This is a genomic window from Paenibacillus pasadenensis (assembly GCF_023715725.1).
GTDB classification, from domain to species: domain Bacteria; phylum Bacillota; class Bacilli; order Paenibacillales; family Paenibacillaceae; genus Paenibacillus_O; species Paenibacillus_O pasadenensis_A.
Window position 1 is genome coordinate 269163 of sequence record NZ_JAMBOT010000003.1, and the last position, 26759, is coordinate 295921.

General features: G+C 55.0%; 25 protein-coding genes and 1 riboswitch. Of the genes, 9 read left to right on the forward strand and 16 right to left on the reverse strand.

Translation table 11 applies throughout. From position 1 onward, the window contains the following. Positions 1-340: 340 nt before the first annotated feature. Positions 341-3397, reverse strand: coding sequence for an efflux RND transporter permease subunit (locus tag M3223_RS10360; RefSeq protein WP_251561226.1), 3057 nt, complete (start codon positions 3395-3397; stop codon positions 341-343). Positions 3398-3691: 294 nt separating this feature from the next. Beyond that, on the reverse strand, positions 3692-4603 hold the full coding sequence (locus M3223_RS10365; protein ID WP_251561227.1) for a LysR family transcriptional regulator: 912 nt from the start codon (positions 4601-4603) through the stop codon (positions 3692-3694). Positions 4604-4785: 182 nt separating this feature from the next. Here M3223_RS10365 and M3223_RS10370 point away from each other — a divergent pair, with 182 nt between their 5' ends. Both M3223_RS10370 and M3223_RS10375 read left to right on the forward strand, forming a co-directional pair. After that, on the forward strand, positions 4786-5970 hold the full coding sequence (locus M3223_RS10370; RefSeq protein ID WP_251561228.1) for a GerAB/ArcD/ProY family transporter: 1185 nt from the start codon (positions 4786-4788) through the stop codon (positions 5968-5970). A gap of 33 nt (positions 5971-6003) precedes the next feature. Continuing rightward, complete coding sequence (locus M3223_RS10375; RefSeq protein ID WP_251561229.1) at positions 6004-7146, forward strand: GerAB/ArcD/ProY family transporter; 1143 nt, start codon at positions 6004-6006, stop codon at positions 7144-7146. A 96-nt stretch (positions 7147-7242) separates the two neighbouring features. Here M3223_RS10375 and M3223_RS10380 read toward each other — a convergent pair whose 3' ends face one another. Continuing rightward, positions 7243-9336, reverse strand: coding sequence for a catalase (locus M3223_RS10380; RefSeq protein WP_251561230.1), 2094 nt, complete (start codon positions 9334-9336; stop codon positions 7243-7245). A 261-nt stretch (positions 9337-9597) separates the two neighbouring features. Here M3223_RS10380 and M3223_RS10385 point away from each other — a divergent pair, with 261 nt between their 5' ends. Both M3223_RS10385 and M3223_RS10390 read left to right on the forward strand, forming a co-directional pair. After that, the gene (locus M3223_RS10385; protein WP_251561231.1) at positions 9598-10617 is read left to right on the forward strand and encodes an LLM class flavin-dependent oxidoreductase; all 1020 of its coding nucleotides are present in this window, start codon (positions 9598-9600) and stop codon (positions 10615-10617) included. A gap of 213 nt (positions 10618-10830) precedes the next feature. Continuing rightward, positions 10831-11457, forward strand: coding sequence for a LuxR C-terminal-related transcriptional regulator (locus M3223_RS10390; RefSeq protein WP_251561232.1), 627 nt, complete (start codon positions 10831-10833; stop codon positions 11455-11457). 63 nt (positions 11458-11520) lie between these two features. Here the strand turns inward: M3223_RS10390 and lepB are convergent, their stop codons facing one another. From lepB to M3223_RS10410, 4 genes are all read right to left on the reverse strand, one after another. Then, the gene (gene lepB / locus M3223_RS10395; protein ID WP_251561233.1) at positions 11521-12033 is read right to left on the reverse strand and encodes a signal peptidase I; all 513 of its coding nucleotides are present in this window, start codon (positions 12031-12033) and stop codon (positions 11521-11523) included. Further along, a complete protein-coding gene (locus M3223_RS10400; RefSeq protein WP_251561234.1) occupies positions 12030-12533 on the reverse strand; it encodes a hypothetical protein in 504 nt (167 codons plus the stop codon). Before M3223_RS10400 ends, lepB begins: the two co-directional genes overlap by 4 nt. A gap of 125 nt (positions 12534-12658) precedes the next feature. Next, complete coding sequence (locus tag M3223_RS10405) at positions 12659-13423, reverse strand: hypothetical protein (protein WP_251561235.1); 765 nt, start codon at positions 13421-13423, stop codon at positions 12659-12661. Between the two features lie 79 nt (positions 13424-13502). After that, positions 13503-13979 (reverse strand): hypothetical protein, encoded by a 477-nt coding sequence (locus M3223_RS10410; RefSeq protein WP_251561236.1) that lies wholly within the window; start codon positions 13977-13979, stop codon positions 13503-13505. 341 nt (positions 13980-14320) lie between these two features. Here M3223_RS10410 and M3223_RS10415 point away from each other — a divergent pair, with 341 nt between their 5' ends. Next, entirely contained in the window at positions 14321-15130 is an 810-nt protein-coding gene (locus M3223_RS10415) for a general stress protein (RefSeq protein ID WP_251561237.1), read from the forward strand. 129 nt (positions 15131-15259) lie between these two features. On the opposite strand, the gene M3223_RS10420 is transcribed toward M3223_RS10415, so the two are convergent. The 3 genes from M3223_RS10420 to M3223_RS10430 form a co-directional block, all read right to left on the reverse strand. Continuing rightward, a complete protein-coding gene (locus tag M3223_RS10420) occupies positions 15260-16579 on the reverse strand; it encodes a nucleobase:cation symporter-2 family protein (RefSeq protein ID WP_251561238.1) in 1320 nt (439 codons plus the stop codon). Then, positions 16572-17177: a xanthine phosphoribosyltransferase gene (locus tag M3223_RS10425; protein ID WP_251561239.1), complete on the reverse strand. Its 606-nt coding sequence runs from the start codon at positions 17175-17177 to the stop codon at positions 16572-16574. Before M3223_RS10425 ends, M3223_RS10420 begins: the two co-directional genes overlap by 8 nt. Before the next feature lie 179 nt (positions 17178-17356). After that, positions 17357-17460: riboswitch (purine riboswitch) on the reverse strand. Between the two features lie 76 nt (positions 17461-17536). Next, positions 17537-18565: an AraC family transcriptional regulator gene (locus M3223_RS10430; RefSeq protein WP_251561240.1), complete on the reverse strand. Its 1029-nt coding sequence runs from the start codon at positions 18563-18565 to the stop codon at positions 17537-17539. A gap of 130 nt (positions 18566-18695) precedes the next feature. Here M3223_RS10430 and M3223_RS10435 point away from each other — a divergent pair, with 130 nt between their 5' ends. Next, a complete protein-coding gene (locus M3223_RS10435) occupies positions 18696-19277 on the forward strand; it encodes an NAD(P)H-dependent oxidoreductase (RefSeq protein WP_251561241.1) in 582 nt (193 codons plus the stop codon). 184 nt (positions 19278-19461) lie between these two features. Next, positions 19462-20079 carry a hypothetical protein gene (locus tag M3223_RS10440; RefSeq protein ID WP_251561242.1) on the forward strand — a complete coding sequence of 206 codons (618 nt, stop codon included), beginning with the start codon at positions 19462-19464 and terminating at the stop codon, positions 20077-20079. A gap of 31 nt (positions 20080-20110) precedes the next feature. On the opposite strand, the gene M3223_RS10445 is transcribed toward M3223_RS10440, so the two are convergent. Next, positions 20111-20716, reverse strand: a complete 606-nt coding sequence (locus M3223_RS10445; protein WP_251561243.1) for a DNA-3-methyladenine glycosylase — start codon at positions 20714-20716, stop codon at positions 20111-20113. 180 nt (positions 20717-20896) lie between these two features. On the opposite strand from M3223_RS10445, the gene thrC reads away from it, so the two are divergent. Beyond that, positions 20897-22288: a threonine synthase gene (thrC, locus tag M3223_RS10450; RefSeq protein ID WP_251561244.1), complete on the forward strand. Its 1392-nt coding sequence runs from the start codon at positions 20897-20899 to the stop codon at positions 22286-22288. Positions 22289-22372: 84 nt separating this feature from the next. Here the strand turns inward: thrC and greA are convergent, their stop codons facing one another. Next, positions 22373-22846: a transcription elongation factor GreA gene (gene greA / locus M3223_RS10455; protein ID WP_251561245.1), complete on the reverse strand. Its 474-nt coding sequence runs from the start codon at positions 22844-22846 to the stop codon at positions 22373-22375. Positions 22847-23003: 157 nt separating this feature from the next. Between greA and M3223_RS10460 the strand changes: the two genes are divergently transcribed. Further along, a complete protein-coding gene (locus tag M3223_RS10460) occupies positions 23004-23855 on the forward strand; it encodes a hypothetical protein (RefSeq protein WP_251561246.1) in 852 nt (283 codons plus the stop codon). Between the two features lie 84 nt (positions 23856-23939). Here M3223_RS10460 and M3223_RS10465 read toward each other — a convergent pair whose 3' ends face one another. The 4 genes from M3223_RS10465 to rlmN all read right to left on the reverse strand — a co-directional run bounded on the left by M3223_RS10465 (position 23940) and on the right by rlmN (position 26633). Further along, complete coding sequence (locus M3223_RS10465) at positions 23940-24653, reverse strand: GNAT family N-acetyltransferase (RefSeq protein WP_251561247.1); 714 nt, start codon at positions 24651-24653, stop codon at positions 23940-23942. A 24-nt stretch (positions 24654-24677) separates the two neighbouring features. Continuing rightward, positions 24678-25118, reverse strand: a complete 441-nt coding sequence (locus M3223_RS10470; RefSeq protein ID WP_251561248.1) for a hypothetical protein — start codon at positions 25116-25118, stop codon at positions 24678-24680. Further along, the gene (locus M3223_RS10475) at positions 25115-25324 is read right to left on the reverse strand and encodes a helix-turn-helix transcriptional regulator (RefSeq protein ID WP_251561249.1); all 210 of its coding nucleotides are present in this window, start codon (positions 25322-25324) and stop codon (positions 25115-25117) included. Before M3223_RS10475 ends, M3223_RS10470 begins: the two co-directional genes overlap by 4 nt. Positions 25325-25529: 205 nt before the next feature. After that, positions 25530-26633 (reverse strand): 23S rRNA (adenine(2503)-C(2))-methyltransferase RlmN, encoded by a 1104-nt coding sequence (rlmN, locus tag M3223_RS10480; RefSeq protein ID WP_251561250.1) that lies wholly within the window; start codon positions 26631-26633, stop codon positions 25530-25532. Positions 26634-26759: the final 126 nt, after the last annotated feature.

Here is a 26759-nt window from a genome sequence, read left to right on the forward strand (position 1 = left end):
ATAAGAAACGACACCTCTCCTCAAGCAGATTTAGTAAACAGCAAAGCTAAATGCTGCACATCCCTCCTAGAGAACAATTATGAAGCGCTTACATTTATCAGCTTAATACAAGATTTGAAAGATTTAACAGATAGCGAAACAACGAAAACTAAACATTTTATATTGAATGGTGCGAATTTCATAACAAGAAAGCGAGATTTTGCTGCCAAAACGGGAAGAAGATCGCCGATCCCCCGGGACAGGCGGGATTGGCGATCTTCTTGTATTTAAAGGCGGCTTTGTCTGCAATAAGGCGGTTCGCAACAACGCGAGCCGTGCCCGTCTATAATCGTTATCCCGGTTAACCCGCTCCCGGCGCCTCCGTCGCGCCTGCCTTGCCCCGCCCCTTGCCGTTCGCTGCTCCTGCTGCAGCTTCCCGCCGCTGGAGGGCCGACTTGCGGAAGAACAGCAGCTCGTAAATGCACGGCACGATAATGAGCGTCAGCACGGTAGCGACGACGAGACCGCCGATAACGACGATAGCCAAACTTTGCGACACGATGCTTCCGCTCTCAGCAGAGCCGAACACCAGCGGCAGCATCGCGCAGACGGTCGCGATAGCGGTCATGAGAATCGGCCGCATCCGTGTGCCGGCTGCTTCCAGCAGCGCCTCGCGGATTGTCATCGTCTCCTCGTTCTGTTTTACCCGGTCAATCAATACGATCGCGTTGGTGACAACGATGCCGATGAGCATCAGCGCGCCGAACATAGCGGTGAAGTCCGGCGTTACTCCCGTCACAATCAGACCTAATACCGCTCCGATCGCGGCGAGAGGCAGCGTGAACAGAATGGCCAGAGGCGCGCGCAGCGTTTTGAACGTCAGCACCATAATCAGATATACGATGCCGATGGAGATGAGCGCAATCATGCCCAGATCGGCAAAATCCTGCGACATATCGGCTGAAGCGCCGCCCACATGCGCTTTTACGCCTTCCTGCAGCTTCAATCCGGCAACGGCTTTGTTAATATCCGCACCGACAACCGACAGCTGGCTCGGCTCAGCGGATACCGTAATGCGCACGTAAGGCTTGCCGTCCTTTAAATAGTATATGGCCGGTTTGTCTTCCTTGACCCATTTAGCTACGGCGGACACTTTCTGCGGTCCGTTATCGGTCATAACGGTCAGCGCATCCAGGTCGGCCGCTTTTTGCGGCTTCAACACCGGCTGCAAAATAACCGGCACTTGGCGCCCGTCCTCCTGTGTCAGCTGGCCGACCGGAACGGGGTTCAGCATGCCTTGCAGCTGCTGGGCCAGATCGGTCGCCTTAGCGCGGGTTGCATCCACCTGCAGCGTATACACAGGTTTGAGCTCCTGCTGGTTGCTCTCAACCTTAAGCACGTCCTTGATCGGCTTGACGTCCGTCATGACCTTCTCCGCCGCCTCGGTTACAGAAGCCAGGTTCGGTCCCGTTACATCAATAAACACTTGCGAGCCGCCTCCGCCGCCCATCATGCTGGCAGTCTGGGCAACCAGCTCCGCGTCCGGATAGGACGGAGCCTGCTCCTTGATCTGCTCGGACAGAGCCTCTGCGTCCGTGCCTTTTTTCACGCCTATCATATAGGTAACCTCAGTCCGGGAGGTCACTGCGCCGTATTGCGCCGATTCCCGGTTGCCGCCCGCCTGCATATAGACGTAATCCTGTCCGTCCAGCTCCTTCAGGTAAGCTTCCAGCTTCTTGCCTTCCGTTTCGATTTTTTCCGGTGACGCATCGGCTTTAAAACCGAGCGTTACGGTCAGGTTCGAAGCGTCGGAGGAATCAATCGCGCCTTTAGGCATAACCGCATAGGCTCCGATAGAACCGGCCAGCAGCAGAACTGCGACGGTCAGCGGCAGCCATTTGCGGCGCAAATTCCATTCCAGGAAACGCTGGAAACGGCGCGACGGCTCATGCTCGGTCATCTTCACGCCGCGGAACAGCTTAGCTCCAAGCAGCGGAATGACGGTCAACGCAACGAGCAGCGAGGATAACAGCGAATACGTAACCGTCAGCGCAAACGGCAGCAGGAAGTCCTGCAGCGAGCCGCGCAGCAGCCCCATTGGCAGGAAAACGGCGACCGTAGTCAGTGTCGAGGCCGTAATAGCGGTAGCGACCTCACGCGTCGCGTCGATGACGAGCGAAGCGGAAAACTTCTCTTTTTGCAATCTCCGGAAAATATTCTCGATGACGACGATGCTGTCGTCAACCAGCCGGCCGACCGCAACCGCCACGCCGCCGAGCGTCAAAATGTTCAACGTAACGCCGGAAAGATCCAGCAAATACAGCGTCAGCCCAAGCGACAGCGGGATCGATACGATCGTGACCAGCGTCGCACGGATATTGCGCATGAATACCAAAATAACGAGCGTTGCGAACAGCGCGCCAAGCAGAACCTCGCGCATCATGCTGTTTACGGAATGAACAACCTGCTTGGAGGTGCTCATCAGCACTTTCAGCTCGGCTCCCGGCATTTCCCCGTTCAGGCGCTCAACCGTGTCGTCAACCCCGTTGCCTACCGTGACCGCATTGGCCCCGGCCGCTTTTGTAATCACAAGCACCATAGCGTCCTTGCCGTCCAGACGGCTGACACCCTCGCTGCTGGTATTCTCCTCTAGTTTGGCTACATCGCCAAGCGTCACGCCCGGTGCTACGGGCAGCTTGCGCAGCGTCTCCAGATCATGCAGGGTGGATGCCACGTTCAAATTGACGGAGCTGCCGTCCAGCATGCTTTCTCCAACGGATGCGGAGCCGGAACGGCCCTGCAGCACGCCGTACAACGCTTGGAGCGGAACGCCCTTTTGCGCGAGCGCCGCAGAGTCCGGCGTAATGGTCACAGCCGGGGACGGGCGTCCCGACAGCTGGGCCGAACCTACGCCCTCCAGGCCCTGGAACGTTTCCAGCACTTGTTTTTCCGCATCCTCGCGCTCAGCAGAGGTAACAGCGTCGTCGAACGTCAGCGTGACCCAGCTGATCGGAATCATCGACGTATTTAGCTGAATAATGTAAGGCGGCGCTACCCGCTCCGGCATTTGAACCGATGCGACCGCACGCTCCACATCCGTTCTGGCCTGCTTCATATCCGTCTTTGCATCAAAAGAGAGATTTACCTGCGAATAGCTGTCTCCCGATGAAGCAAATGAAGCTGTCTTTCCGGCTATGCCCGCCGTCGCTTCCTGCAGCGGCTTCGTAACGAGCGTCTCCATGGAAGCCGCGTCGTACCCCGGCCCGATTGCCGTAATCGTAACCTGCGGGTTATCCGCCTCCGGCATAAACTCCATAGGCAGCTTAAAATAGCTGGCAACGCCCATGCCGAGCACCAGCACGACGCAGAGCCATACCGCCGCCTTGTTGCGGAAAGCCCCCTCAATAAACGACCTCATCCCCATACTCCTCCCGAATTGTCCGTATCGTCTCTGTCTGAATTCTTTAGCAAACAAAGTGTACATCGGCCCGGAGCAGCTCGGTAATCGCCTCGGGAATGGTCTTGAGGCCAGACTGCGGCAGGGGGGCGGCTCGGACTGCAGACCGAGAACAAAACAGGAACGCCAAAACTCAACAAAATCCCCGCTCGCTGCTGAGCGAACGGGGATTTTGCAGAAACGAAGATGTGACACTGGGAGAGCGCTGGAATGTAGCACACACCGGCAGCCCGGCTCAATCCGGCGCTCCTCTATTTAGTCCCTGCGCCCGGCAACCGCCCGTTCCAATTCCTCCACATAGGCCGCCCCCAGCCGGGACAAATTGCGCTGGCGATGTGAGATCCAGCCCACCTCAATGGATTCCTCGCATTCCAGAGGCACAGGTATGATTTCATTGCCGTTCAAATCTGCGCTGAGAACGCCCGTAGAGATCGTGTAGCCGTTAAGGCCGATAAGCAGGTTGAACAGCGTCGCCCGGTCGCTCACACGGATGCTCTTAGGATGTGCCAGCGTGCTCATAATTTCTTCCGCAAAATGAAACGAGTTGTACTCCCCTTGATCAAACGACAAGTACGGGAATGGCTCCAAATCTTCAATCGTGACGCTGGACTTTCGCGCCAGCGGATTGCGGATGCTGATAAACACATGCGGCTCTGCGGTAAACAGGCTGTTGAACTCCAGGCTGGCGGAAACAAGCAGCTTTTGTATGACCTGCGCGTTGAACTCATTGCGGTACAAAATGCCGATCTCGCTGCGCAGCAGGCGCACATCCTCAATGATCTCATGCGTTTTTGTCTCTCGCAGCGCCAGCTCGTATTCCTCCTGCCCGTGCCGTTGCACGAGCTGTACAAATGCGTTAACCGCAAACGCATAATGCTGGGTTGATACGGAAAAATGCTGAGGCGCCTGGCGTGAGCTGCGGTAACGGCTCTCCAGCAGATCCGCCTGCTCGACGACCTGCCGTGCATAAGCGAGAAATTCCGTTCCTTCCAGGGAAAGCTCGATGCCCTTGTTCGTCCGCCGGAAAATCGTAATCTGAAGCTCCTGCTCCAGCTCCTGCACGGCTTTGGAGAGGCTTGGCTGAGAAATGAACAAGCGCCGGGCCGCTTCATTCATCGAGCCTCTCGCCGCCACCTCAATGACATAGCGCAGCTGCTGCAGCGTCATGGACAAGCCTCCTCTCAGTAGGTAAAGTCTACAACCGGTTAGACCCAGTATAGGGCAGGCGGAGCAGGCCGTAAACGAAAGTCTGATTGATGCGTGTTGGATAATATGACCAATGATTGGGAAAGACTACCTCTGCATAGAGCGATAGAGTTTCTTTTTTGAGAAAGGCAGGTGAATGCCTCATGCCCGCAGCCGGAAAAATTCATATAACGATGCGCCAGTTCAAAATCATTCTCTTCTTCACTGTCATCGGGGACTCCATCCTGATTCTGCCGCATATTATGGGCAACTCAGCGAAAGAAGACGCCTGGATTTCCAGCCTGCTTGCGCTAGCCGGAGGGATTCTGATCGGCTTGCTATATTCCTGGATGGCCGAACGCCAAGCGGGACAAAGCCTCATTGGCGGTTCGATTGCGCTTGGCGGGAAATGGTTTGGCGGCTTTCTTGGCTTAATTCATGTTTTTTTCTTCTATTTGGTTATTCTTACGCTTGTATGCGAGATTAGTCTGTTCATGACCTCGCAGATGATGGTGAATACTCCTTCCGAGGCCATCGTCCTTGTTTTCCTCATAGCAATAACTACCGCCATGAGGTACGGAGTTGAAAGCTTTGCTCGTCTAAGCGAGCTCCTCTATCCCGTCTTTTTGCTTGTTTTCCTGTTTCTTTTTGTATGTTTGGTCCCGCAAATCGATTTTCATTACCTGCTCCCCTTTTTCGGGAATGGCATCTTCCCTATCGTTAAAGGCACTTACCCGGCCTTTACGTTCGGTTTTCTAGAATCAGTCGGTCTTCTCATGCTGATTCCATATGTTGATCAGGACCGTAAAGCGATCTCCAAATCGATTCGGAACGCCTTTTTTATGGGAGGCTTACTGCTCTTTACCGTCGTTGTCCTCTGCTTGCTCGTACTCGGCTCGGACATGATGGAGCATAAGTATTACCCGACCTTCCAGCTCGCCCAGCAGATTGAAATCGGAGAGTTTTTAGAACGCATAGAAGCGGCGCTTGCTTTTCTCTGGATCGTCACCGTATTTTTCAAAACTCTTTTATACAGCTTCTCCATGATGAGCGGATTGAGGGAGATTTTCCAGCTAAAAGACGAGCGCATTATGGCCATGCCGGTCACGCTCCTCATTCTTGCGGGCAGCCAGATCAGTGTCCCGAACGTCGCGGATTACAACTATATTCTGAGCATTTTTACAAATTACGATGTCGTGGCTTATCTGCTCTTTCCGCTAGTGCAATCGCTGCTGCTTGGGCTGCCTGCAGTTAAAAAACGGCTCAACGGAGGCGGAGGCAGCGAAAACAGCGGAAGCTCCTCCGTCGCCGCCGCGACTGGCTCCAATCAGAGCGCCGGCAGCAAATAGCATAACTAACTTTTGAAATTGGGTGGCGGAATAATGCTTTTGGCGAACAAGCTTCATATTACGATGCGCCAATTCAAAATTATACTCTTCTTCAGTGTCATCGGAGATTCAATTCTAATTATGCCTTTCATTACGGGAACTTTGGCTAATGAGGATGCATGGATATCCTCTCTGCTTGCTCCTGTAGGAGGCCTGGCGCTCGGCTCGCTCTACGCCTGGATTGCCAGCCGCCAAGCAGGGCAAAGTCTTGTCGGATGCGCAATTGCAATCGGAGGAAAATGGATAGGCGGCCTCCTCGGACTGGTGCATATCTTTTTTTTCTACATCGTTATTCTCACGCTATTAAGTGAAATCAGCCAGTTCATGACGACTCAACTGATGGTGGGCACGCCTTCCGAGGCTATCATCCTGGCATTTCTGATTGTCATTACAGCAGCCCTGCGGTACGGAGTGGAGAGCTTTGTGCGGGTAAGCGAGCTGCTCTACCCGGTCTATCTTTTTATTTTTGTGGCGCTGTTTATTTGTCTCGTTCCTCACATTAACTTGAACAACATGCTTCCTTTTCTCGGAAACGGATTTGCTCCGCCTATCAAGGGGGCTTATCCCGCATTTGCTTATGGCTTTTTGGAAGGCGTTGTGCTGCTGATGCTGATTCCGCATGTCGATCAGGACCGCAAAGCTCTGGGCAGGGCGATCCGGAGCGCTTTTTTGATGGGAAGCTTGATTATTCTAGTCGTTGTCAGTCTCTGCATTTTTGTCCTTGGGGCGGATATGATGAAGCACAAATACTTTTCGACCTTCTACCTGGCTCAGCTGGTTGAGATAGGCGGGTTTTTGCAACGGATGGAAGCCGCACTCGCCTTTCTCTGGATCATTACCGTGTTTTTCAAAGCCCTCCTGTTCAGCTACTCTGCGACTAAAGGTTTAAGCGAGGTGTTCCGCCTCAGCAATGACCGAATTATGGTCATGCCATTCATGCTCCTTCTGCTTGCCGGCACCCACATCAATATGCCAAATATAGCGGAGTACCACTACATCCTTGCTATATTCCCTAATTATGATGTCGTCTCTTGCCTGCTCCTCCCGTTCGCGCAGAGTCTGCTGCTTGGGCTGCCCGCCGTCAAAAAGAGACTGTCGGCCGGCAGCGGGCAAAATGCCGGCCCGGGCGGCACATAGCGGGCACTTTCCTGGCGCATGCCTTCTTCAAAGGAAGCCATTCCGGCAAACAGGGACCGCCGGCTTCCCGGCGGTCCCTGTTAGTTCATTCGATTTCTAGCAGCTTCGCTCCCAGTGACGGTGAGCGGCAACCGCCTCCGTCAACGCTTTCCCAAAATCATCCCCGCCGCTTATGAGGCCGGGACCTGCCGCCGGAAGGCCGGCCAGCTGCAGCAGCGGTTCCGCTTCCTCCGGCTTCGAGAAGCCAATCGCCTTGTAATGCTGGAACGCTTCCTGTAAAAAGGCTGCTGCCCGCTTGTCCTTCGCCAACGTGCCGATGCTAACCGCGCCTCCGGCAACATAGATGGCGTCGAACAGCACGGAGTCGCTCGTCAAGAAGCTGTGCGCCGCCTCTAGAGGGCTTCCGTCATCGCCGCTTAACGTCCCGAGCTTTAAGCTGACCACTTCCGGCTGTGCTCCGGCTGCCCGCAGCGCATCCATCGTCGCCCGTACTTCCGGACCGCAAAAGCCGTCTCCAGCCAGAACGGCGACCTTGCGCGTCCGGGCCGTTTTCACGGAATTCATCATACTGAGTGCTGGAGAAGCTCCGCTCATGCCGCCGGGATCCATTTTGCCGCCAGCCGCTTCCGTTCCGTCAGTACCCTTTGCTTCTAAAGGGGGAGTTGCGCCAATTGCATCTGCGATCTCGGCAGCCAGCCGCCGGCTGACATTTGCAAACATATCCACCGCCCGCTGGCGGATCACCTTGTCCTTCACCTTGCCGAGCTCGAACTGAAAGGCGGACACGATATGGGCCTTTTCGACCTCGGACATGCTGTTCCAAAACAGCGCCGCCTGGCTGTAATGATCCTTAAAGCTGTCGCTGCGCTCCTGGACGACGCGCCCATCAACCTTCTCCTGATAATGACGATAGCCGTCCGGCGAAGGAGCCGGAGAATTGCCGGCGATGCTATTTTTGTGATAGGCGGTCGTCCCTCGGTTAATCGTCATGCGGTGCATGCCGTCTCGCTGATTGTTATGCACCGGGCACATCGGCCGGTTGATCGGAATTTCGTTGAAGTTCGGTCCGCCAAGCCGGGAGAGCTGAGTATCGGTGTAAGAGAACAAGCGTCCCTGCAGCAGCGGATCGTTCGTAAAGTCGATGCCCTTGACCAGATGTCCCGGGTGAAAGGCAATCTGCTCCGTTTCCGCAAAAAAGTTGTCGGTATTGCGGTTAAGCGTCATTTTGCCGACGATCTGCACCGGAATAAGCTCCTCCGGCCATAGCTTGGTCGGATCAAGGACGTCGAAGCCGAATTTGAACTCGTCTTCCTCCTCCAAAAGCTGTACGCCAAGCTCAAACTCCGGGTAATCGCCGTTCTCAATTGCTTCCCACATCGCCCGGCGCTGAAAATCCGGGTCCTTGCCGCCCAGCTTCTGCACCTCGTCCCATACCATGGAGTGAACGCCGAGCACAGGCTTCCAGTGGAACTTCACAAACCGGGCTTTGCCCTGCGAGTTAATGAAGCGGAAGGTATGGACGCCGAAACCTTCCATCATGCTGAAGCTGCGGGGCAGGGCACGGTCGGACATCGCCCACATAACCATATGCGCCGTCTCCGTATTCATCGTGACAAAATCCCAGAACGTATCGTGGGCCGACGCAGCCTGCGGAATTTCATTATGCGGCTCCGGCTTAACCGCATGGATGAAGTCCGGAAATTTCATCGCATCCTGAATGAAAAACACCGGTATATTGTTGCCGACCAAATCGTAGTTGCCCTCGTCGGTATAAAACTTGACGGCAAAGCCGCGAACGTCGCGCACCGTATCCGCCGATCCGCGCGAGCCCGCTACGGTCGAAAAGCGGACAAACACCGGAGTTTCTTTCTCCGGGTTCTGGAGAAAACCTGCCTCCGTATACTCCGCCATCGACTTGTACACCTGAAAGTAACCGTGCGCGCCAAACCCTCTGGCATGTACAATCCGCTCCGGTATGCGTTCATGGTCGAAGTGCGTCATTTTCTCACGGAAATGAAAATCCTCCATCAGCGTCGGACCGCGCACGCCCGCTTTCAGTGAATGCTCATCCTCGGCTACGTGCAGGCCTGTGTTTGTCGTCAGCTTCTTTCCGTCGTTGTCAACGGTGAACGGCTGCAGCTGCTCCTCCTTGGCTGTTCCGATGCGGGAATCGCCCGGCTTTTCGCTCATGGAATCATTCCTCCTGTTGACGTTGATGGACATACTCTTGTCCTTATTAACCGCAGGAAATCATCGCCAATCAACGAGTCGGGGCGGAGACTAGCATAGTGGGGAGGGGTATGTTAGAATAGTCCAACGGATGATTCATATAGTGGGGAGGGGTATATTAGAATACCCCCAGCATACGTTCTATGATCCGAATTGAGACATCAATGAAATTCCCCCGGACTAGACCAGTCCGGTTATTTATAATTTAAGGAGGAAACCTGGATGACAACATCTGACCCATCATCAATTCGCTACTCCATCCTGGATCTCGCCCCCGTTACAGAGGGCTCGGACGCTTCGGAGTCGTACCGCCGCACGCTGGAGCTCGCCCAATTGGCGGAGGAGCTCGGCTATTACCGCTACTGGCTGGCGGAGCATCACAATATGCCCGGCGTATCCAGCTCGGCAACCTCCATCATTATCTCGCATGTTGCAAGCGGAACGAGCCGAATCCGCGTCGGCTCCGGCGGCATCATGCTGCCCAATCACGCTCCGCTCGCGATTGCCGAGCAGTTCGGCACGCTGGAATCGCTGTATCCGGGCCGGATCGATCTGGGCCTGGGCCGCGCTCCAGGGTCAGACCAGCCTGCCTCACGCGCTTTGCGCCGCGGCCTGACCGCTGGCGGGCAGGATTTCCCGGAGCTGCTCAGCGAGCTGCGCGGATATTTTGATCCTTCGCTTGGCACCGGGGCCCCCGGCGTGCGCGCCGTTCCTGGCGAGGGGCTGGACATTCCGATCTGGCTGCTCGGCTCCAGCGGCTTCAGCGCCCAATTGGCCGGAGAGCTTGGGCTTCCGTTTGCCTTTGCCAGCCATTTTGCGCCGGATTATCTGCTGCCTGCGCTTACGCTGTACCGCAGCAGCTTTAAGCCCTCTGCCCATTTGGACAAGCCGCATGCGATGGTCGGCATCAACATCATAGCTGCGGATACGGAAAGTGAAGCAGCATGGCTTGCTACCTCGCAGCAACAGCAATTTTTAAACATTATCCGCGGACGCACCGGCAAGCTTCAGCCGCCAGTGGACTCCATGGACGGACTGCTGTCGCCGCAGGAGCAAGCCGCGCTGATGAACACGCTGCGCTATTCCATCGTCGGCACGAAGGACACGATCCGCCAGCGTATGCAGGAAATCCAGCAAGCGACCGGCGCTCAAGAGTTTATTATTGCCAGCCAGATTTTTGATCATGAAGCGCGCTTGCAATCCTGCCGTCTGACGGCTGAAGCCTTACAGGAGCTTGCATAAAGATAATCGATAGATGCGGATGGAACATCCGGACTGCAGCGGATGATTCAGTCGATTAATCCGGCATTAGCTCGACATTCATTTCGCGACTATCTCTTAAACCGCGCAATCCGGTATTGAACTGGCTTTGCGGCAACTGTATAATGTTTACTGCTAATTAAGATCGGATTAAGGGGCAGGCAGGCTTTATACACGGAGAGGGGAAGCAGTCCGATGTCAATTTCAATTCTAGTCGTGGACCCCTATCAGCTGGTGCGAAGAGGCATCACATCCATCTTATCCGGTGTCGAGGCCATTCAAGTGGTCGGCGAAGCTTCGGACCGCAAAGAGGCTCAAACTTTAATCGGCAGCTTGAAGCCGGATATCTGCATTATGAACAACCGCATTAACCAGCAGAGCGGACTCGACGTCATCGGCAAGCTCAAGCAGGCCGGAGCCGCCTGCCGGTTCGTCTATCTCACATCGTCCATGCGTCCAGCTGAGCTGAAGCAGGCGCTGGAGCTGCAAGTAGAGGGCCTGGTGCTGAAAGAAGCGCTGCCCGAGGAGCTCATACACGCTATTCGCATGATCTCCCGCGGACGCAAATATTACGATGTAGAGCTGCTGGAGTCGCGGCTTACGGATCAGCCGATGGACAAGTCCTCCAACTTGACGCCCAAGGAGCAGGAAGTGCTGCAAATGCTCAGCGAAGGGTTGTCAAACAAGGAGATTGCAGCACGGCTCGTCGTTACGGAATATACGGTCAAGAAACATGTCAGCCAGGTGCTGTCCAAGCTTGATCTGCCGGACCGCACAAAAGCCGCGCTCTTCTATCATCAGCAGAGCCGGTTTGGCAGCTAATTTTCAAAAGCAAACCAAAATAAGCCGCTGGACAATTGTCCAGCGGCTTATTTGATTGCCTGTTCAGGAAAGCGGCGATGCAATAGCGCCCCAGGGCAGGAGCTTTACCAGCGCATAACCGGTAATATGGCTGACGGGAACCTGGCCAAGCTGCGGGCTGCGGCTGTCGAGACTGGCTCCGGGGTCGCGATTGTCGCCAAGCACGAACACATATCCCGCCGCTACCTGTTGAGGAGCCATGTCGGCGGGTGTGCCGATGGAGTAAAGCTCCGTAAGCGGATTGTGGTTCACATAAACAATCCCATCGGAAATAGCGACGGAATCTCCCTCAGCCGCAATGACCCGTTTAACAAGACTATAACCTAAAGACTCGCTGCGAATGACTACGACATCGCCATACTTCGGCTTATTGATGTACGTAGACAGCTTGTTGACGAGCAAAATATCGGTATGGTTCAGCGAGGGGAGCATCGATTCGCCCGAAACACGGCTCAAACCTCCCGCATGAGTGAGAAGGAACAGGGACAGAGCAAGTCCGGCGATATAACGGATCCATCCGAGCAGCCGGCGGTTCATGGCTGTCCGCCGTTATATACGTCTCCTGTTACAGTCGGAGCGGCGGCTGGCACATCAAGCCCGTCCATGGCAGAAAGTGCTGAATCCACAATCCCGTTCAAGCGGGAAGCATACTCCTGCTTCTGTTCCGCGCTGTCGAAGCTGCGTGAACGCAGCAGCTCATCGGCATAGCTTCTAATTTCCTGCAAACGGGCTGTTTTTTCCTGCTCCGTGAACTGCCGCATGTCCGCAGCTTGCTGGCGCAGGTTTTCCCGAAGCTCCGATTGGATGCGCTGCTTTTGGAGCTCCGTCTCTTCCGCGATTGCCGTGTCCAGGCTGCTGATGGCGGCATCGGTCTGAATGCCGATCCAAGCCAGAATTTTGCCTTTCAAGCCGGTGTCGGCATAAGCCGCTCCTGTGGTCGCTGCCGTTGCAATCCCGATTGCGACAGCTCCAACAAGCACCCGCCGCCTCCATACGCTGCGCACGGCCGATCTGCTGCCGCCTCTCTGTTTCCTCATCACCCATATCACTCCCCTCATTATTACATAGAAGGAGGAGCATCGCATAAATTCCAAACTGCTGCCCGGAATTTCCGCTATGCTCCCGCCCTCCTGCCTTAACCGTTCTACACGCCAAGAGGCAATTACTTAATCGTTGCTGCTGCTTCCAGAGCTTTCAGAGCTGCCGCCGTTTTGGTGTCAGCTTCAGCTTTAACCGCTGCTTTAGCCAGGTCTGCTTGTTGTTTGGCGTAAGCCGTCAGCTCAGCGCGCAGCTCAGCAATTTTGGCTTCGATGTGTGCACGGATTTCCGAATCGGAAGTTGCTGCTTTATCTTTAATCAGCTGGTCGAGCTGAGCTTGGCGCTCTTGAATTTTAGCCGTCAGATTGTCGACAGCGGATTTTTGGTAAGCGGCAACGTCTTTACCCGTTTGCGTTACGCTTTTTTGCGTTTGGGAATCAACCGATTTTTTCAGGTCGTTTTCGCCGTAAGCTTTAGCTTGGTCCTTCACACCGTTAACAACGCCGTTCACGTCGTTTACGAACTGCTCGAATTTAGGCGCTGTATTTGCTTGCAGGCCGTCAGCTGCAGCGTTAACTTGGCTGATGTACTCATTTTTTTGCTGATTCAGCTTCAGCATGGAGTTTTTGGACTCTTCTTGCTGGGAAACAACAACTTCATTGACGGTGCCGTTTTTCAGCGTGTTGTACTCGTTGTTGTAGCTGTTCAGCTTGCTGGCATAGTCCTTCGTCGTGTCCGCAACCACTTTACCGGTCGCTTGGTTGAACTTCGCTTGGTACCAGCTGTTGAATTGGCCTGCAATGTCTACTCCTGCAAAAGCCGTGCCCATGCTTGCTACGATACCCGTTGCCAGTACGCCTACTGCGATTTTCGTTTTCAAAGATTTCATGATTGATTTCTCCTCTTCAAATGGGTTTTGGTTGGTTAAAGCTCTGCATTCTACTGCAATATGTAAGCTGCCTTCCCGGCTATTCCGCCGGTTCCGGCGGGTTTTCCTGCTGCGTCAGCTCCGTCAGCAGCTCGTCCAGCACCTGCTCAAGCTCCGCATCAGCCTGCGCTTTTTCGGCATGGACCGCCTCGGAGAATCGGCTTTCGATTGAATCTGCCGCTTCCGTTCCCGAATCATCCAGTTCCTTAACGTACAGCTCGTATTTTCCTGCGATAGTTTCGAAAGTCCCCTGACGGGCTAGTTGAACGGCCTCGTCCGCCTGCTCCCCTAAGGTCAGCTGCCAATCCTTGACCAGCAAGTCGGCGGCGGAATGGATTGATTCGCGAGACTCGGCCTCCGCCCCCCCGCGGAGTTCGTCGGCTTTCTCCCCGAAAGCGTCCAAATACCAGGTGTGCAAGGTTGCCTTTACATTTGCGGCTCCACTGACTGTTCCCGAGCCAACCGCCGCCGCCAGCAAAAGCGCTGCTGCTCCCGCAGCCAAGCTTGCGCGTTTCATTCCGTTTCACCCCCGTCTTTTGTCTAGGGACTTTCGTCCTGCTGTCTGAGATTAGTATAGATGGAATAACCCGGTTGACGCTTCATTCGTTAGGATACTTTTCCCTATTCCAGTTAGACCCATTTTTGTTGGCAGACAGGAACGCTCCGGGTTACTCCGGCGATGAAAATTATCGCTAAACAGGTAGCATTTTTATTAACTCAAGTAGAATATCGGGGTAGCATAAAGTGCCATACGATACCGCACCAAGCCGGGAATACAGCCAAAATCGGCGTTTATAGCAGCGAAGACAAGGTTAATAACGTCCACGATATCCTTTAAGCGAAAGGGAGGCTGGAACGATGAGTAAAAAGATTGTTGGCGTGTACGATACGGAGCAGGCGGCGATTCATGCGATTGAACAGCTGAAGCAGCGGGGAATCGACAACGATGATATTTCCATCCTGGCAAGGGATAAAGGGGATGTCTCGGCGATTCAGGAGGAAACCGGGACGCGGGCGCCGGAAGGCGCAGCGGCTGGAGCCGCTGGAGGCGGCGTGCTTGGAGGGCTGACCGGCTTGCTCGTTGGCGTCGGAGCGCTTGCCATTCCAGGCATCGGGCCGCTCGTGGCGGCGGGACCGATTGCGGCGGCGCTTACCGGAGCGGCCGTAGGAGCAGGAGCAGGCGGACTGGTCGGCGGGCTGATCGGCCTGGGCATCCCGGAAAACGAGGCTTCTCTCTACAATGAATATGTGCAGGACGGTAACATCCTCGTGCTTGTAGAGTCGAGGGTGGAACGGGACCATAAGGTGTATGACGCCTTCCGCAAAACGGGCTCCATCAACTCCCCGTCTTATGAGCGGGATGTGCAGCCGTACAACCAGACTCCGGCAAGCGATTTGCCGGTAGACGCGGGCGCTGTTCCGGTCCGGGATGTTTTATCCGGCACGGACCGCACGTTGGAGCGCGACAGGGACGGGCGCGTTATGGGCAGCGACCGCGATCCAGTGGACGGAAGTTATCGGGCCGCCGACGGCTTCGCCGAGCCGGAGCGCACAAGGGACAGCCGTTATTACGATAACGACGATTCCAGCTTGAACCATCCGGCTGGACCGCAGTTTGAGCGGAGCGGCGGCGACGGCGATATGAGACCTGGGGACCGTTCGCGATAACCATTAGAAGATGAAAAGAGCCACTCCGGCGTCCTGGTTTCAGGAATGTCCGGAGTGGCTCTTCATAGTATTAGGCTGCTTTTGCTGCGGCGCACTGCCTGTCCATCAGGCCGGGCGCCGCCTTTTCTATTAACCGGCTGCATCGGCAGCCTTATGCGTTTCCTTGTAAACGCCGGAAGCTTCCCGCCGGCGGCTCATCAAAATATTAAGCGCAATCGCCGTAAGCGATCCCGTGACGATGCCGCTCTGCAGCAGCATGGAAAGCTCGGACGGCAGCTTGCCGAACATAGCGGGTACAGTCGCCGAGCCAAGGCCGACGGCAATGCTGCAAGCAACTATCATCAGATTGCCCTCCTTGCGCAGATCCACCTCGGACAAAATATTCATGCCCGCCGCGGCAACGGAGCCGAACATCACAATCATCGCTCCGCCGAGCACCGCATTCGGCACAACCGTCGTGAGCGCGGCCAGCTTTGGCAGCAGGCCAAGCAGAACCATAATGCCGCCAGCGGCAAAAATGACGTTGCGCGTTTTCACTTTAGTCAGCGTAATCAAGCCCACATTTTGCGAAAATGCCGTGTAAGGAAAGGCGTTTAACACGCCGCCAAGCATAATGGCCGCTCCCTCGGAGCGCAGGCCGTTGACGATCTGGCGCTGCTCGACCTTCTGGTCCGTCGCTTTGCCGACAGCCAGATAAACGCCGGTCGATTCCACCATGCTGACAATGTTGACGAGAATCATCGTGCCGACCGCGATAAGACTGATCTGCGGCGTTCCAAAATAGAACGGCTGCGGCACGCTGAGCCAGGAGGCTTCCGCAACGCCGGCAAAGCTGACCATGCCCATCGCATAAGCGGCAGCCGTACCGACGACAAGTCCGGCAAGCACGGAGACGGCACGAAGAAAGCCTTTGGCGAAACGGCTCACGAGCAAAATGACGACCAGCGTCAGCAGCGCTAACAGCAGATTGCGCGGCTCGCCGAAGTCCACCGCTCCTTGGCCGCCGGCTGCGTTGTTCATCGCTGCCGGAATGAGCGTAAGACCGATTATTGTCACGACCGAGCCGGTGACCACAGTCGGGAAAAAGCGCAGCAGCTTCCCGTACAGCGGCGCTGCCAGCACAACAAACAGGCCGGACAAAATAATTGCTCCGTAAACGGTCGCCATATTATACTGCTGCCCGATAATAATCATCGGGCCGACCGCCGTGAACGTGCAGCCCAGCACAACGGGCAACCGGCTGCCAAACCAGCGGGTGCCGAACACCTGCAGCAGCGTTGCAATTCCGCAGGTGAACAGATCGGCGGCGATCAGATAAGCCATCTGAGCAGGAGTCAAGCCGAGCGCCCCGCCGACGATCAGCGGCACAACGACAGCTCCCGCATACATCGCCAGCACATGCTGCAAGCCGAGCGCAGCTATTTTGGTCGGAGCAAGTGGTTTAGACATGGACGTTCGCCCCGGCGTTCTCCAGCTCATGCACGTACGTCACTTCTCCCGGACGCATCGATGCGATGCGGGCCAAGGAATGCACCTCGACGCCGAGCTGCTCCATTAAGCCGCGTCCTTCCTGAAAGCTCTTTTCGATGACGCAGCCTACGCCGCACAGCTCCGCCCCGGATTGTTTCACGATATCAACCAGTCCGACGAGCGCCGCCCCCGTTGCCAGGAAGTCGTCTACAATAAGAATGCGGTCCTGCGGGGACAAATAAGATTGCGAAACGCTAACCTGATACGTCTCTCCGCGCGTGAAGGAAGTCACCTCGGACGTGTACAGCTGCTCCGTCAGCGTGACGGCCTTTTTCTTTTTCGCATAAATAAAAGGCGCCTTCAGCGCAATGCCTGCGGCCATGGCGAATTGAATGCCGCTGGCTTCGATCGTCAGCACCTTCGTAATCCCGCGTCCTGCGAATATTTTAGCGAACTCCTGTCCAATCTCCAGCGCCAATTCCGTATCGACCTGATGATTAAGAAACGAGTCTACCTTCAGCACCTTGTCGGAAAGAATTCGCCCTTCCTCACGGATGCGGTCCTCTAGCTTTTTCATGTTGTACAGCGCCCCTTTTCCCCTTGGATTGTTCCGACATCGAACGGACTGTGAATGCAAAAAAGACAGAACCCCCTGGCTGTTGCTCCCAAGTGAGATCTGTCTTTGTTCAAAAAGTCCGGTCTGCGCCCGCATGCGGCACGCTCTGCGTCTGATCGCGTTCAGACGAGGCGCTGCCGTTGCAGGCGCTTCTCACTCATAGTCGGATGATTGCTTTGGTCATCCGGTAGAAACTTATGGGCCATATCCCCATGATTATACGAGCTGTCATTCAATTGTCTTTTGTCATCCTACACGCTTCGACAAACGTTTGCAAGATGCAAAAAGCCACCAGTTGGAAGTTTCGCCTCTCCTAAAGCCTACACGCTTGCCCGTCCCTGCTCCCGGTTTAACCTGTATTGGCCCGGCGTCAGGCCGGTCCACTTTTTGAAGGCGCTATGAAAGGCGCTTGGCTCGGAGAAATGCAGCAAATACGCGACCTCCGCCACGCTGTTCTCCTCACGCGACAGGTAGCGCAGCGCCAGCTCGCGGCGCAGACCCGTCACAATTCGGTTGTACGTGCTGCCCTCCTGCTTCAGCCGCTCCTGCAAGCTGCGCGTGCTCATGCCGAGCGCCCGGGCCGCATCGGCCAGCGGCGGCAGCGCCGATCCCGTGTGATCAAGCAAATACCGCGAAAGCAACAGTGATATTTTCCGCCCGTCCTGCATCGTTTCAAACACCCGGTCGGCGACCGTCCGGAATTCCTGCAAAAGCCGTTCATCGCGAGCCAGCACCGGCCATTCCATCACCTCGGCCACAATTACCAGCTCAATTGTATCCGTGCCAAACTCCGGCATCACGCCAAACACTTCGCGGTAAGCCTCCGGCTCGGCAGCGGCATTATGCGGAAACGATGCGCCGATTGGCTGGAACGAGCGGCCGCCAAGGCGGGATACGGCGCGGTAAAGCGAGGCCACCATTTCCTCGATGCAATGGCGCGATACGGGAATCGACGGATCCCATACCCGGAACCGCAGCGCGGTTGCCCCGTTAGGCAGCGCGGCCAACTCCAGATCGTACCCGCTGCAAATCATTTGGTGATAACGGTTGAGAGAGGCTATAGCCTCTCTGATTGTCGCGCAATGCTGCATGACATAACCGGGGATACCCAGATCCGAGAACTCCATCGACGCCCCTTGATGCAGCCCGAACAACGGGTCGCCGGTATAACGGCTCGCCTCGTCCATTAACCGGACCATTTCCACATGGGACACCCGGACGTCTCCACGCCGCAGCTGCTCTTGATCCACTCCCGCCTCGCGGCAAAACCGTTCTGTATCATAACCGCGGGCAGCCATGCTCCGAATGGAAGCCGCCAGCAGCGCAATCGTAATCCCGCTCATCTGCATGTTTTCACGCCCCCGATTCCATGACTGCGCCTTTCATCATGAACGGCGCGCCTTCACTCACTGTCTTATGCTTACTGCCAGTTTATCATGAATGTATAACCCAGAACGGTAAAAAAAGGAGATTATTCCCATGAACAAAAAAATCACGCTTATCATCGGCCACCCGGACAGCGAAAGCTTTTGTCACGCATTAGCCGCCGCTTACGTTAAAGGAGCTGAAAGCTCCGGCGCTCAGGTCACCGTGCTGGATCTGGCTGCGCTGCAGTTCGATCCCAGCCTCCGGTACGGCTACCGTAAACGCACAGAGCTGGAGAAGGATTTGCTGCTGGCCCAGAACGCCTTGCGGGAAGCAGAGCATACCGTCTGGATTTACCCGGTTTGGTGGGCGATGATGCCCGCTGTTCTGAAAGGATTTCTGGACCGTGTGCTGCTGCCCGGATTTGCGTTTAAATATGAAGAAGGTAGTTCCATTCCGAAAAAGCTGCTTGGCGGACGCAGTGCCCGCATCATCGCTACGATGGATTCTCCAGCATGGTATTATAAAGTGTTACTCAGGAATTCCGGTATTTTTGCGATGAAAAAAGGGGTATTGGAGTTTTCTGGCATCAAGCCGGTCGCGACAACCCGGTTGGGAAGCATTCGAGGTGCCAGTCCGGAACGGTTGAAGAAGATGCTGCAGCATGCGGAACAGCTGGGTAGGCAGTTGAAATGACAAGAGCCCGACTACGGCAGAAAACTGCCGTGGCCGGGCTTTTTTCTCACTACATAACGGCTTATAGAGCAAGGAATCTTAATAACCATTAGCGAATAAGAGGAACATTATGGAAAATATACCCCTCATACAATATGCCGTCTGTAAAGGAGTCCATTTGAAAAAATCAGGAGTAATTTTATCCATGCTCGCCATTATGTCCCTGTTGTCTGCATGCAGCAACGACGGCTTGAATACAGCTGCGAGTCCCAAGCCCAGTAAAAAACTCGTCCAGAAGGAACAAACTATAGAGGCCTACAATGAGAAGGCTGAGAATAATGAACGGAATAACGAGGCTTCCCCACAGCCGTTCTCCTATTTAAAACAGCTGCCTGTAGAGAAACAGGAAGCTGTCACTCTCTTTACAACGGAGAGAAGTCCGAGTTCCTTTTCCAATTTTTCGCCTGAGGACATGGTGCTCGTTTATCTTTATTTTATCTCCATTGGCGACCCGGATTTAATCTATGAAATTACGTATAACGGCGGATATCTTCCGGACAAAGAAACCTTCCGTAAGGACTATTTTGAGTATGTTCTGAATCATGATTCGGAGACAGCCGTCCATTACCGGTACTTTGATTCAATTAAAGTCGATGAAAATACAGCCGAAGAAAATAAGGTTTCGGTGCATATCACGGTCAGCATAGAAGCAACTTCACACTCCCTGGTTCTAGGACTGCAAAAAGAGAATCAGCTATGGAAGCTGGTTACCTACCACCTGATGAAGGAATTTAAAAGCAGAGCCAGCAAAAGCCGAGCATGAATGCTGAACAAAAGCCGCCTTAAACCAGGTTTTACCGGTTCCAGCTTTTTCGGCCCGAAACATGCGGATTGCCCCGCTCCCAGAACCGCCAAGGGTAGTCGCGCGCTTCACCGCTGTTCTCGATTCCGATACGCGGACCTGCGGCAATCTCGCCCGGTTCTCTCCCTGCTGCTACATACAAGGGCGGCATCCACAGAGGCCGGCCGTAATCCTCCATCGAAATGCCGAGCGCCCGGGACAGCTTGCCTGGCCCGCTGGCGAGCTCCGTAAGCTTTTTGGCTCCGGCCCGGCGCTTCTCCATCAGCTCGATGCCTGCACAGGGCTCCAGCGCCCGGATCAGAACCCCTTGAGGACAACCGGCATCCGCGCTGACGATGTTGAGCAGGCAATGCGTATGCATGACATGCGCATAGGCATGTCCCGGCTCTCCAAACATGACCTCGGTGCGGGCGGTGCGCCGTCCACCAAAGCTATGCGCCGCGCGGTCCTCCGGCCCGCAGTAGGCTTCGGTTTCTACAATCCAGCCGGCGGCCGTCCCCTCCTGCGTCTCCTTCACCAGCGCCATGCCAATCAGCGCCTGCGCCAGCTCCAATGTCGGCAGCCGGAACAATTCCGGCTCCGCAGCTTTCCATTCCATCGCGGTTCGCTCCCTTCCAGCGTTGCTTTTCAATATTTCCCTAACCCGATTGCTCTCCCGCGCCATGGAAAAGAAGCCCCGGCTTCCATGAATCTATGCTTAATTTTAGCCTGCAGGGGTGGGTAAAGGGGCCGATTTCTGTTACAATAACGAAAAATTCACTCAGATTAGGGGATCGATATGGAGTACATCAGCACGCGAGGCAAGGTGTCCGGAGTCGGCTTCATCGACGCTATCCTGATGGGACTGGCGGATGACGGCGGCCTGCTTGTACCCGCCCGCATTCCTCAGGTATCCGCTGATACCTTGAAGCAGTGGCAGGAGCTCAGCTATCAGGAGCTTGCCCTGGAACTTTTCACCCTGTACATCGGCGAGGAGATTCCTCGCGACGAGCTGCGCCAGCTCGTGGACGATAGCTACTCCACCTTCCGTGATGCAGACGTCACCCCGGTCCGCAGACTGCGCGGCGGATTGGAAGTGCTAGAGCTGTTCCACGGCCCGACTTTTGCCTTCAAGGATGTTGCGCTGCAATTCCTCGGCAATCTGTACAGCTACGTAGCCCGCAAAACGGGTTCGACGATTCACATTCTCGGCGCGACTTCCGGAGATACCGGCGCCTCCGCCATTGAAGGCGTGCGCGGCAAGGAAGGCATCCGCATCTGCATTTTGCATCCGCACGGCAAGGTCAGCAAAGTGCAGGAGCTGCAGATGACGACGGTAAACGACGCCAACGTGCTCAACCTGGCGATCGACGGCACCTTCGACGATGGACAGCGCATCATCAAGGAGCTGTTCGCAGATGTCGAGTTCAAGCACCGCTATCATTTGCGCGCCATCAACTCCATTAATATCGCCCGTATTCTGGCGCAGACGGTGTACTACTTCTACGCCTACCTGCAGCTCGCCCGCCGCGGTCAAGCCGCTCCGGTAAGCTTCAGCGTTCCGACGGGGAACTTTGGCGATATTTTTGCCGGGTACCTGGCGAAGCGTATGGGACTGCCCGTAGACCGCCTCATTTTGGCTACGAACGAAAACAACATCTTGGCCCGTTTTGTCAGCGAGGGCGTATACCAGCCGGGAGAGTTCCGCGGCACCTACAGCCCTTCGATGGACATTCAGGTGGCGAGCAACTTCGAGCGTTACTTGTTCTACCTGTACGGCGAAGATTCCGCAGCGGTTACCAGCCTAATGGATCAGTTCAAACAGCAGGGCTCTATCACCATTCCGCAGGATAAGCTGACTTCCGTCCAGGCGGACTTTTCGGCTCATGCGGTGCTGAATCAGGAGTGTTTGGACACGATCGCCAAGTACGAGCGGGAAACCGGCTATTTGCTTGACCCTCATACGGCATGCGGCGTAGCCGCAGCAGACAAGCTCGCCGAGGGCAGCGATGCGATTGTCGCTCTGTCGACGGCCCATCCGGCGAAGTTCGACGAATCGATTCAGCTCGTCGGCATCAAGCAGTCGTTCCCGCCGCAAATTTCCGGTCTGTTCGAGCTGCCGCAGCATGTCGAGCTGTCCCCGGCATCCAATGAAGCGATTGCCGAGAGGCTAAAGTCCTTTTTCGAGTAGTCCGCTTTAAACACTAGAATAAAAAAGCGAGATGCGTACGAGCCATCCGGCTCATGCGTACCTCGCTTTTTTGATTTTCATCCGTTACAGGCTTCTGATTGCCAGCACCTTGTATTTAATTTTGCCGATTGGCGCATCAACTTCCACAACATCCCCGACCTGCTTGCCGATCAGCGTTTTGCCGAGCGGGCTTTCGTAGGAAATGCGGTTTTCCATCACGTCCGCTTCTGCCGGAGAGACAATGCGGTAGTCCAGCTTTTCGTCAAATTCCTGATCCAGCAAAGACACAATCGAGCCCACCGTTACTTTGGAGGTGTCCGAGCTGTCCGCCACACGGGCTTTTTTCAGCATAGCCTGGATTTGTAAAATCCGCGTTTCCATAAACGCCTGATCTTCCTTGGCAGAATGATACTCGCTATTTTCTTTCAAATCGCCGTAGCTGATTGCGGTTTTGATCCGCTGCGCCAGCTCGCGGCGCTTCGGCCCCTTCAGCTCTTCGAGCTCGGCCTCCAGCTTGGCCAGCCCTTCGGGCGTCAAAATAATTTCTTCATTCGCCATTACATTCGCTCCTATCGATTACTTATGCCCTCTAGTGTAACACAATCCATACCCCGCATGCTTAAGACGTGCTGCTTTCTGCAACCTTTCCGATTTTCAATCCGTCTTGATGGGTATACTTTAGTTATAAAGCATTTTTCCGAAGGAGGAATTCATCATGATTCAAACGAAACGCACCTGGTCCGTACTCCTAATCGGAGCCGCACTGCTTGGCGGCTGCTCCGCCAATGCAAGCAATCCGGGCGAACAGCCGCTGTCATCAACGCACCCGACCTATACCTCTGCGCCCTCACCTTCCGTAACGTCGCTGCCTACGGTTTCTCCGTCGCCGGCCGCAAACGAATCGATCAAACCGGGCCCTGTTTCCGATTCATTGTCCTCGGTGAGCATTCAACAGCAGGTATTGAAGCGGCTGAAAAAATCAGGAGCCGTTCTGCCAAGAACGATTCCGTTGGATAAAGGCCAGAAGCTGGCGGCCTCGATTGAGCAGAATAGTGCAAAAGGCTACGAGGTTGTGTTTTACGGAGCTTCCAAACAGCTTCCGGTAGACGACTCCTCGCTCAAGCCGGACGGTAAAATTCCGGTCGCCGCTACCTTTACGGCACGCGGCAAGGACGCAGAGCGCGATAAAGAGCTGTTCGCGCCGGTCGACTTCAGCCAATGGCCGAAGGAGCAAATCGTCGATCTGGGACACGGCATCAAAGGTTACCCTGAGGGCGCTGCCGGCTCGCAGTATCTGAGCTGGAAGGAAGGCCGCTGGACCTTGCAAATCCGCTCCACCTCGGAGGACAAGCTGGACAATGCGGCCATTGCCCGCAAAATCGTTGCCTTTTTAGAGAAGAACAGTCTGCCTGTACCGAAAGAAAACGGCAAAATCAGCATCGATTACCGTCCCGGCGGTAAAAAGGTCGAGGTCGGAATCTACTGGCAGAATGGAAATACCGTTTATGAGCTGGAAACGTCCCGGGTGCCAATTGATGCGCTGACGATGGCCGTCTCCGTCAAATAAACTTGTTAACAGCAGCAGAGCCTGCTCCGCCAAATGCGGGGCAGGCTCTATTCGTCTTTTCATAAAAGACCGGATGAAACCCTTCTATAGCTTCGCAACAACCCGGTACCGTCCGCGCAGCGCCTTGTAGCCGAGTCGCCGATTCACCGCCAGCATTCCCGCATTCATCGAATCGTTATCCGTGCGTAGATAACCGGCTCCTTCTCTCAGAGCAAGCCGGATTGCGAGCAGTTTGAGCGCAAGGGCAATGCCTCGCCCGCGGTACTCCTTGGCCACGCATGTATACTGGTGATACATGCCGCCGGTTTCATCATTGCGGATGACGTTGCAAATGCCTATCGGCTGATCGTCATTCAACGCGACAATAACCCTTTCCGGAGCGTATCCTTCCACCTGCAGGCCCCATTTGAGCCAGTCGCCATAAGGCATTGTATCTCCGGTAAACCCCGGTATATCGACATAAGTGCCCGTTTCAAGCGCATGCAGCTGCCGAAGCGCATCCTCGGCGGGAGACAGATCGGCAAGGGATACAAAACGAATCCCCTCGTCCTCCAGCCGCTCAATTACGGCTGCGTCCGCAGCGGAGGCCGATTCCTCGCCGGAAGCCAGATCAAGCACGGACTGCCACGAGCGGCGCTCCGTTTCAAAGCCGAACCGGCGGACAAAAGCGAGCGAGCGCTCGTCGTCATCCCATACCTCGGACATAATGGTGTCGGCGCCATTTTGCAGCGCCCAATCACGAGTAATGCGGGACAGTCCGGCTCCGATTCCTTTGCCGCGTTCCCGCTTCAGCACCATTAGCGACAGGTACAGCGTGCCGGATCACAGCTTGCTGGCATAGTAGACCCACAGCGCATAGAACACAATCAAAACAAATAACAGACTTCCCATTAACGAAAAGAATACCGTGGCGCTAAAGAAGCCTGAGATAATTGCAGCTACAGCAAGCCCGATCAGAACAACGCTAATCCCAAGCGTGCTTGCATTTCGGATAATGAGTCCCGTTCGTTCATCGTTCTCCTCGATAAACATCTTTTTCATTTCCGCCTCGTTTTTTCGGGCTTTCATGCATCTCACCAAATACCACACCGCGAATAGTTCAAATCCAATAAATGCGCCGATATGAAACCCTTTGATAAAGCTGGGGAGAACGGGCAGCTGCTCACGATAAATCGTCAAAACTACATAAACGAGCGCAGCGGCCGCTGCAGCGAATGAGATCAGGTTTATGCGCGTCCTTAACTTTTCCTTATACGCATTCATTCCAATTCCTCCATATCGCTGAAATCGAATACCTCTTCGATCGTCAGCTCAAAATATTTGGCAATCTTGTAGGCGAGCACCAAAGACGCGGTGTACTTCCCAACCTCAAGCGAGGTAATCGTCTGCCTGGTAACGCCGACGGCGAGTCCCAATTCCTCCTGAGAAAGCTTATGCTGCTTGCGCAATTCCGCAATCCGCGTTTTCAAGTCATCACGCCCTTGCAAAGTATACTTTACATTTTTAGTATAGTTTGCTTTGCATTAAATGTAAAGCGAACTTTGCAATTTTATTTAACCGCAATATCGCGGCATACCGCTGGCTTAAAACGCAAATAACCCCGCCTTGCGGCGGGGTCCATAACACGTTGCGCTTGTTTGATTCAACTGGCACTTATCTATACAAATATTTCTTCTACACGCCCGCTGCAGCGGGCTCCCTGCCCTCGCCGCCGCGCAGCTGCTTGCTGCGCAGCTGGCCGCAGGCTGCGTCGATGTCTGCGCCATGCTCAAGACGGACGCTGACGCTGACGCCGTTTTTCTTCAGCGTATCGTAAAAGCCCACAATCGCCTCCTGCGAGCTGCGCTTGTACTGGCTATGCTCATCAACCGGATTGTACGGAATCAGATTGACGTTGGCCAGCTTGAGCAGCTGCGGCCGGGATCGCACAAGCTCCGCCAGCTCCTGCGCTTCGCTGCGCCGGTCGTTCACATCCGCAAGCAGGATGTATTCCAGCGTAATGCGGCGGCGGGTGCGCTCCAGGTAATAATCGATGCTCTCCAGCAGCTTTTCGATCGGCAATGCTTTATTGATTTTCATAATGCGCGTGCGCAGCTCATTGTTCGGCGCATGCAGCGATACCGCCAAATTAACCTGTGCGCCGCTGTCCGCAAACTCGCGGATTTTGGCCGTGAGCCCGCTCGTTGACACCGTAATATGGCGAGGACCGATCGCCAGTCCCTTGGCATGCTGCACGATGCTCAGGAAGTTCATCAGATGGGTATAGTTGTCGAACGGCTCGCCAATACCCATGACGACGATGTGGCTGACACGTTTGCCTTCGCCCGCTTCGTCCAGAAACAGCTGCACGCGCATAATCTGCTCGGCGATTTCGCCCGCCGTCAGATCGCGGCTTTTGGCCAGCAGCCCGCTGGCGCAAAAGCTGCAGCCAATGTTGCAGCCCACCTGAGTCGTCACGCAGACGCTTAGACCGAACTTATGCTTCATCAGCACGGTTTCAATGAGATTGCCGTCCTGCAGCCGGAACAAAAACTTGACCGTGCCGTCTACCGATTCCTGGCGAGTGTGCTCCTCCAGCGTGCCGATGGCGTAGCTGTCCTCCAGCAGAAGAACGACCTCCTGCTTGACGCCCGCCTCTTCCATACCCGAAAAATCGCGAACCCGCTTCCGGTATAAGCTTTCCCACACCTGCATCGCATGGAATTTCCGGTGTCCCCGCTCCCCGAGCCAAGCCTCCAGCTCGGCTTGAGTAAATCCGTACAGGGATGATTTGTTCATTGTGATACTCCTCTTTTCCCGTCAGACCGCAGCGGCTCGCTCCGCTTTGAGACTGACAATCATTGTCAAATATAATAATTGTCACCATATAAGAATTGGATTAATATTATAATGAATCTAAATAAG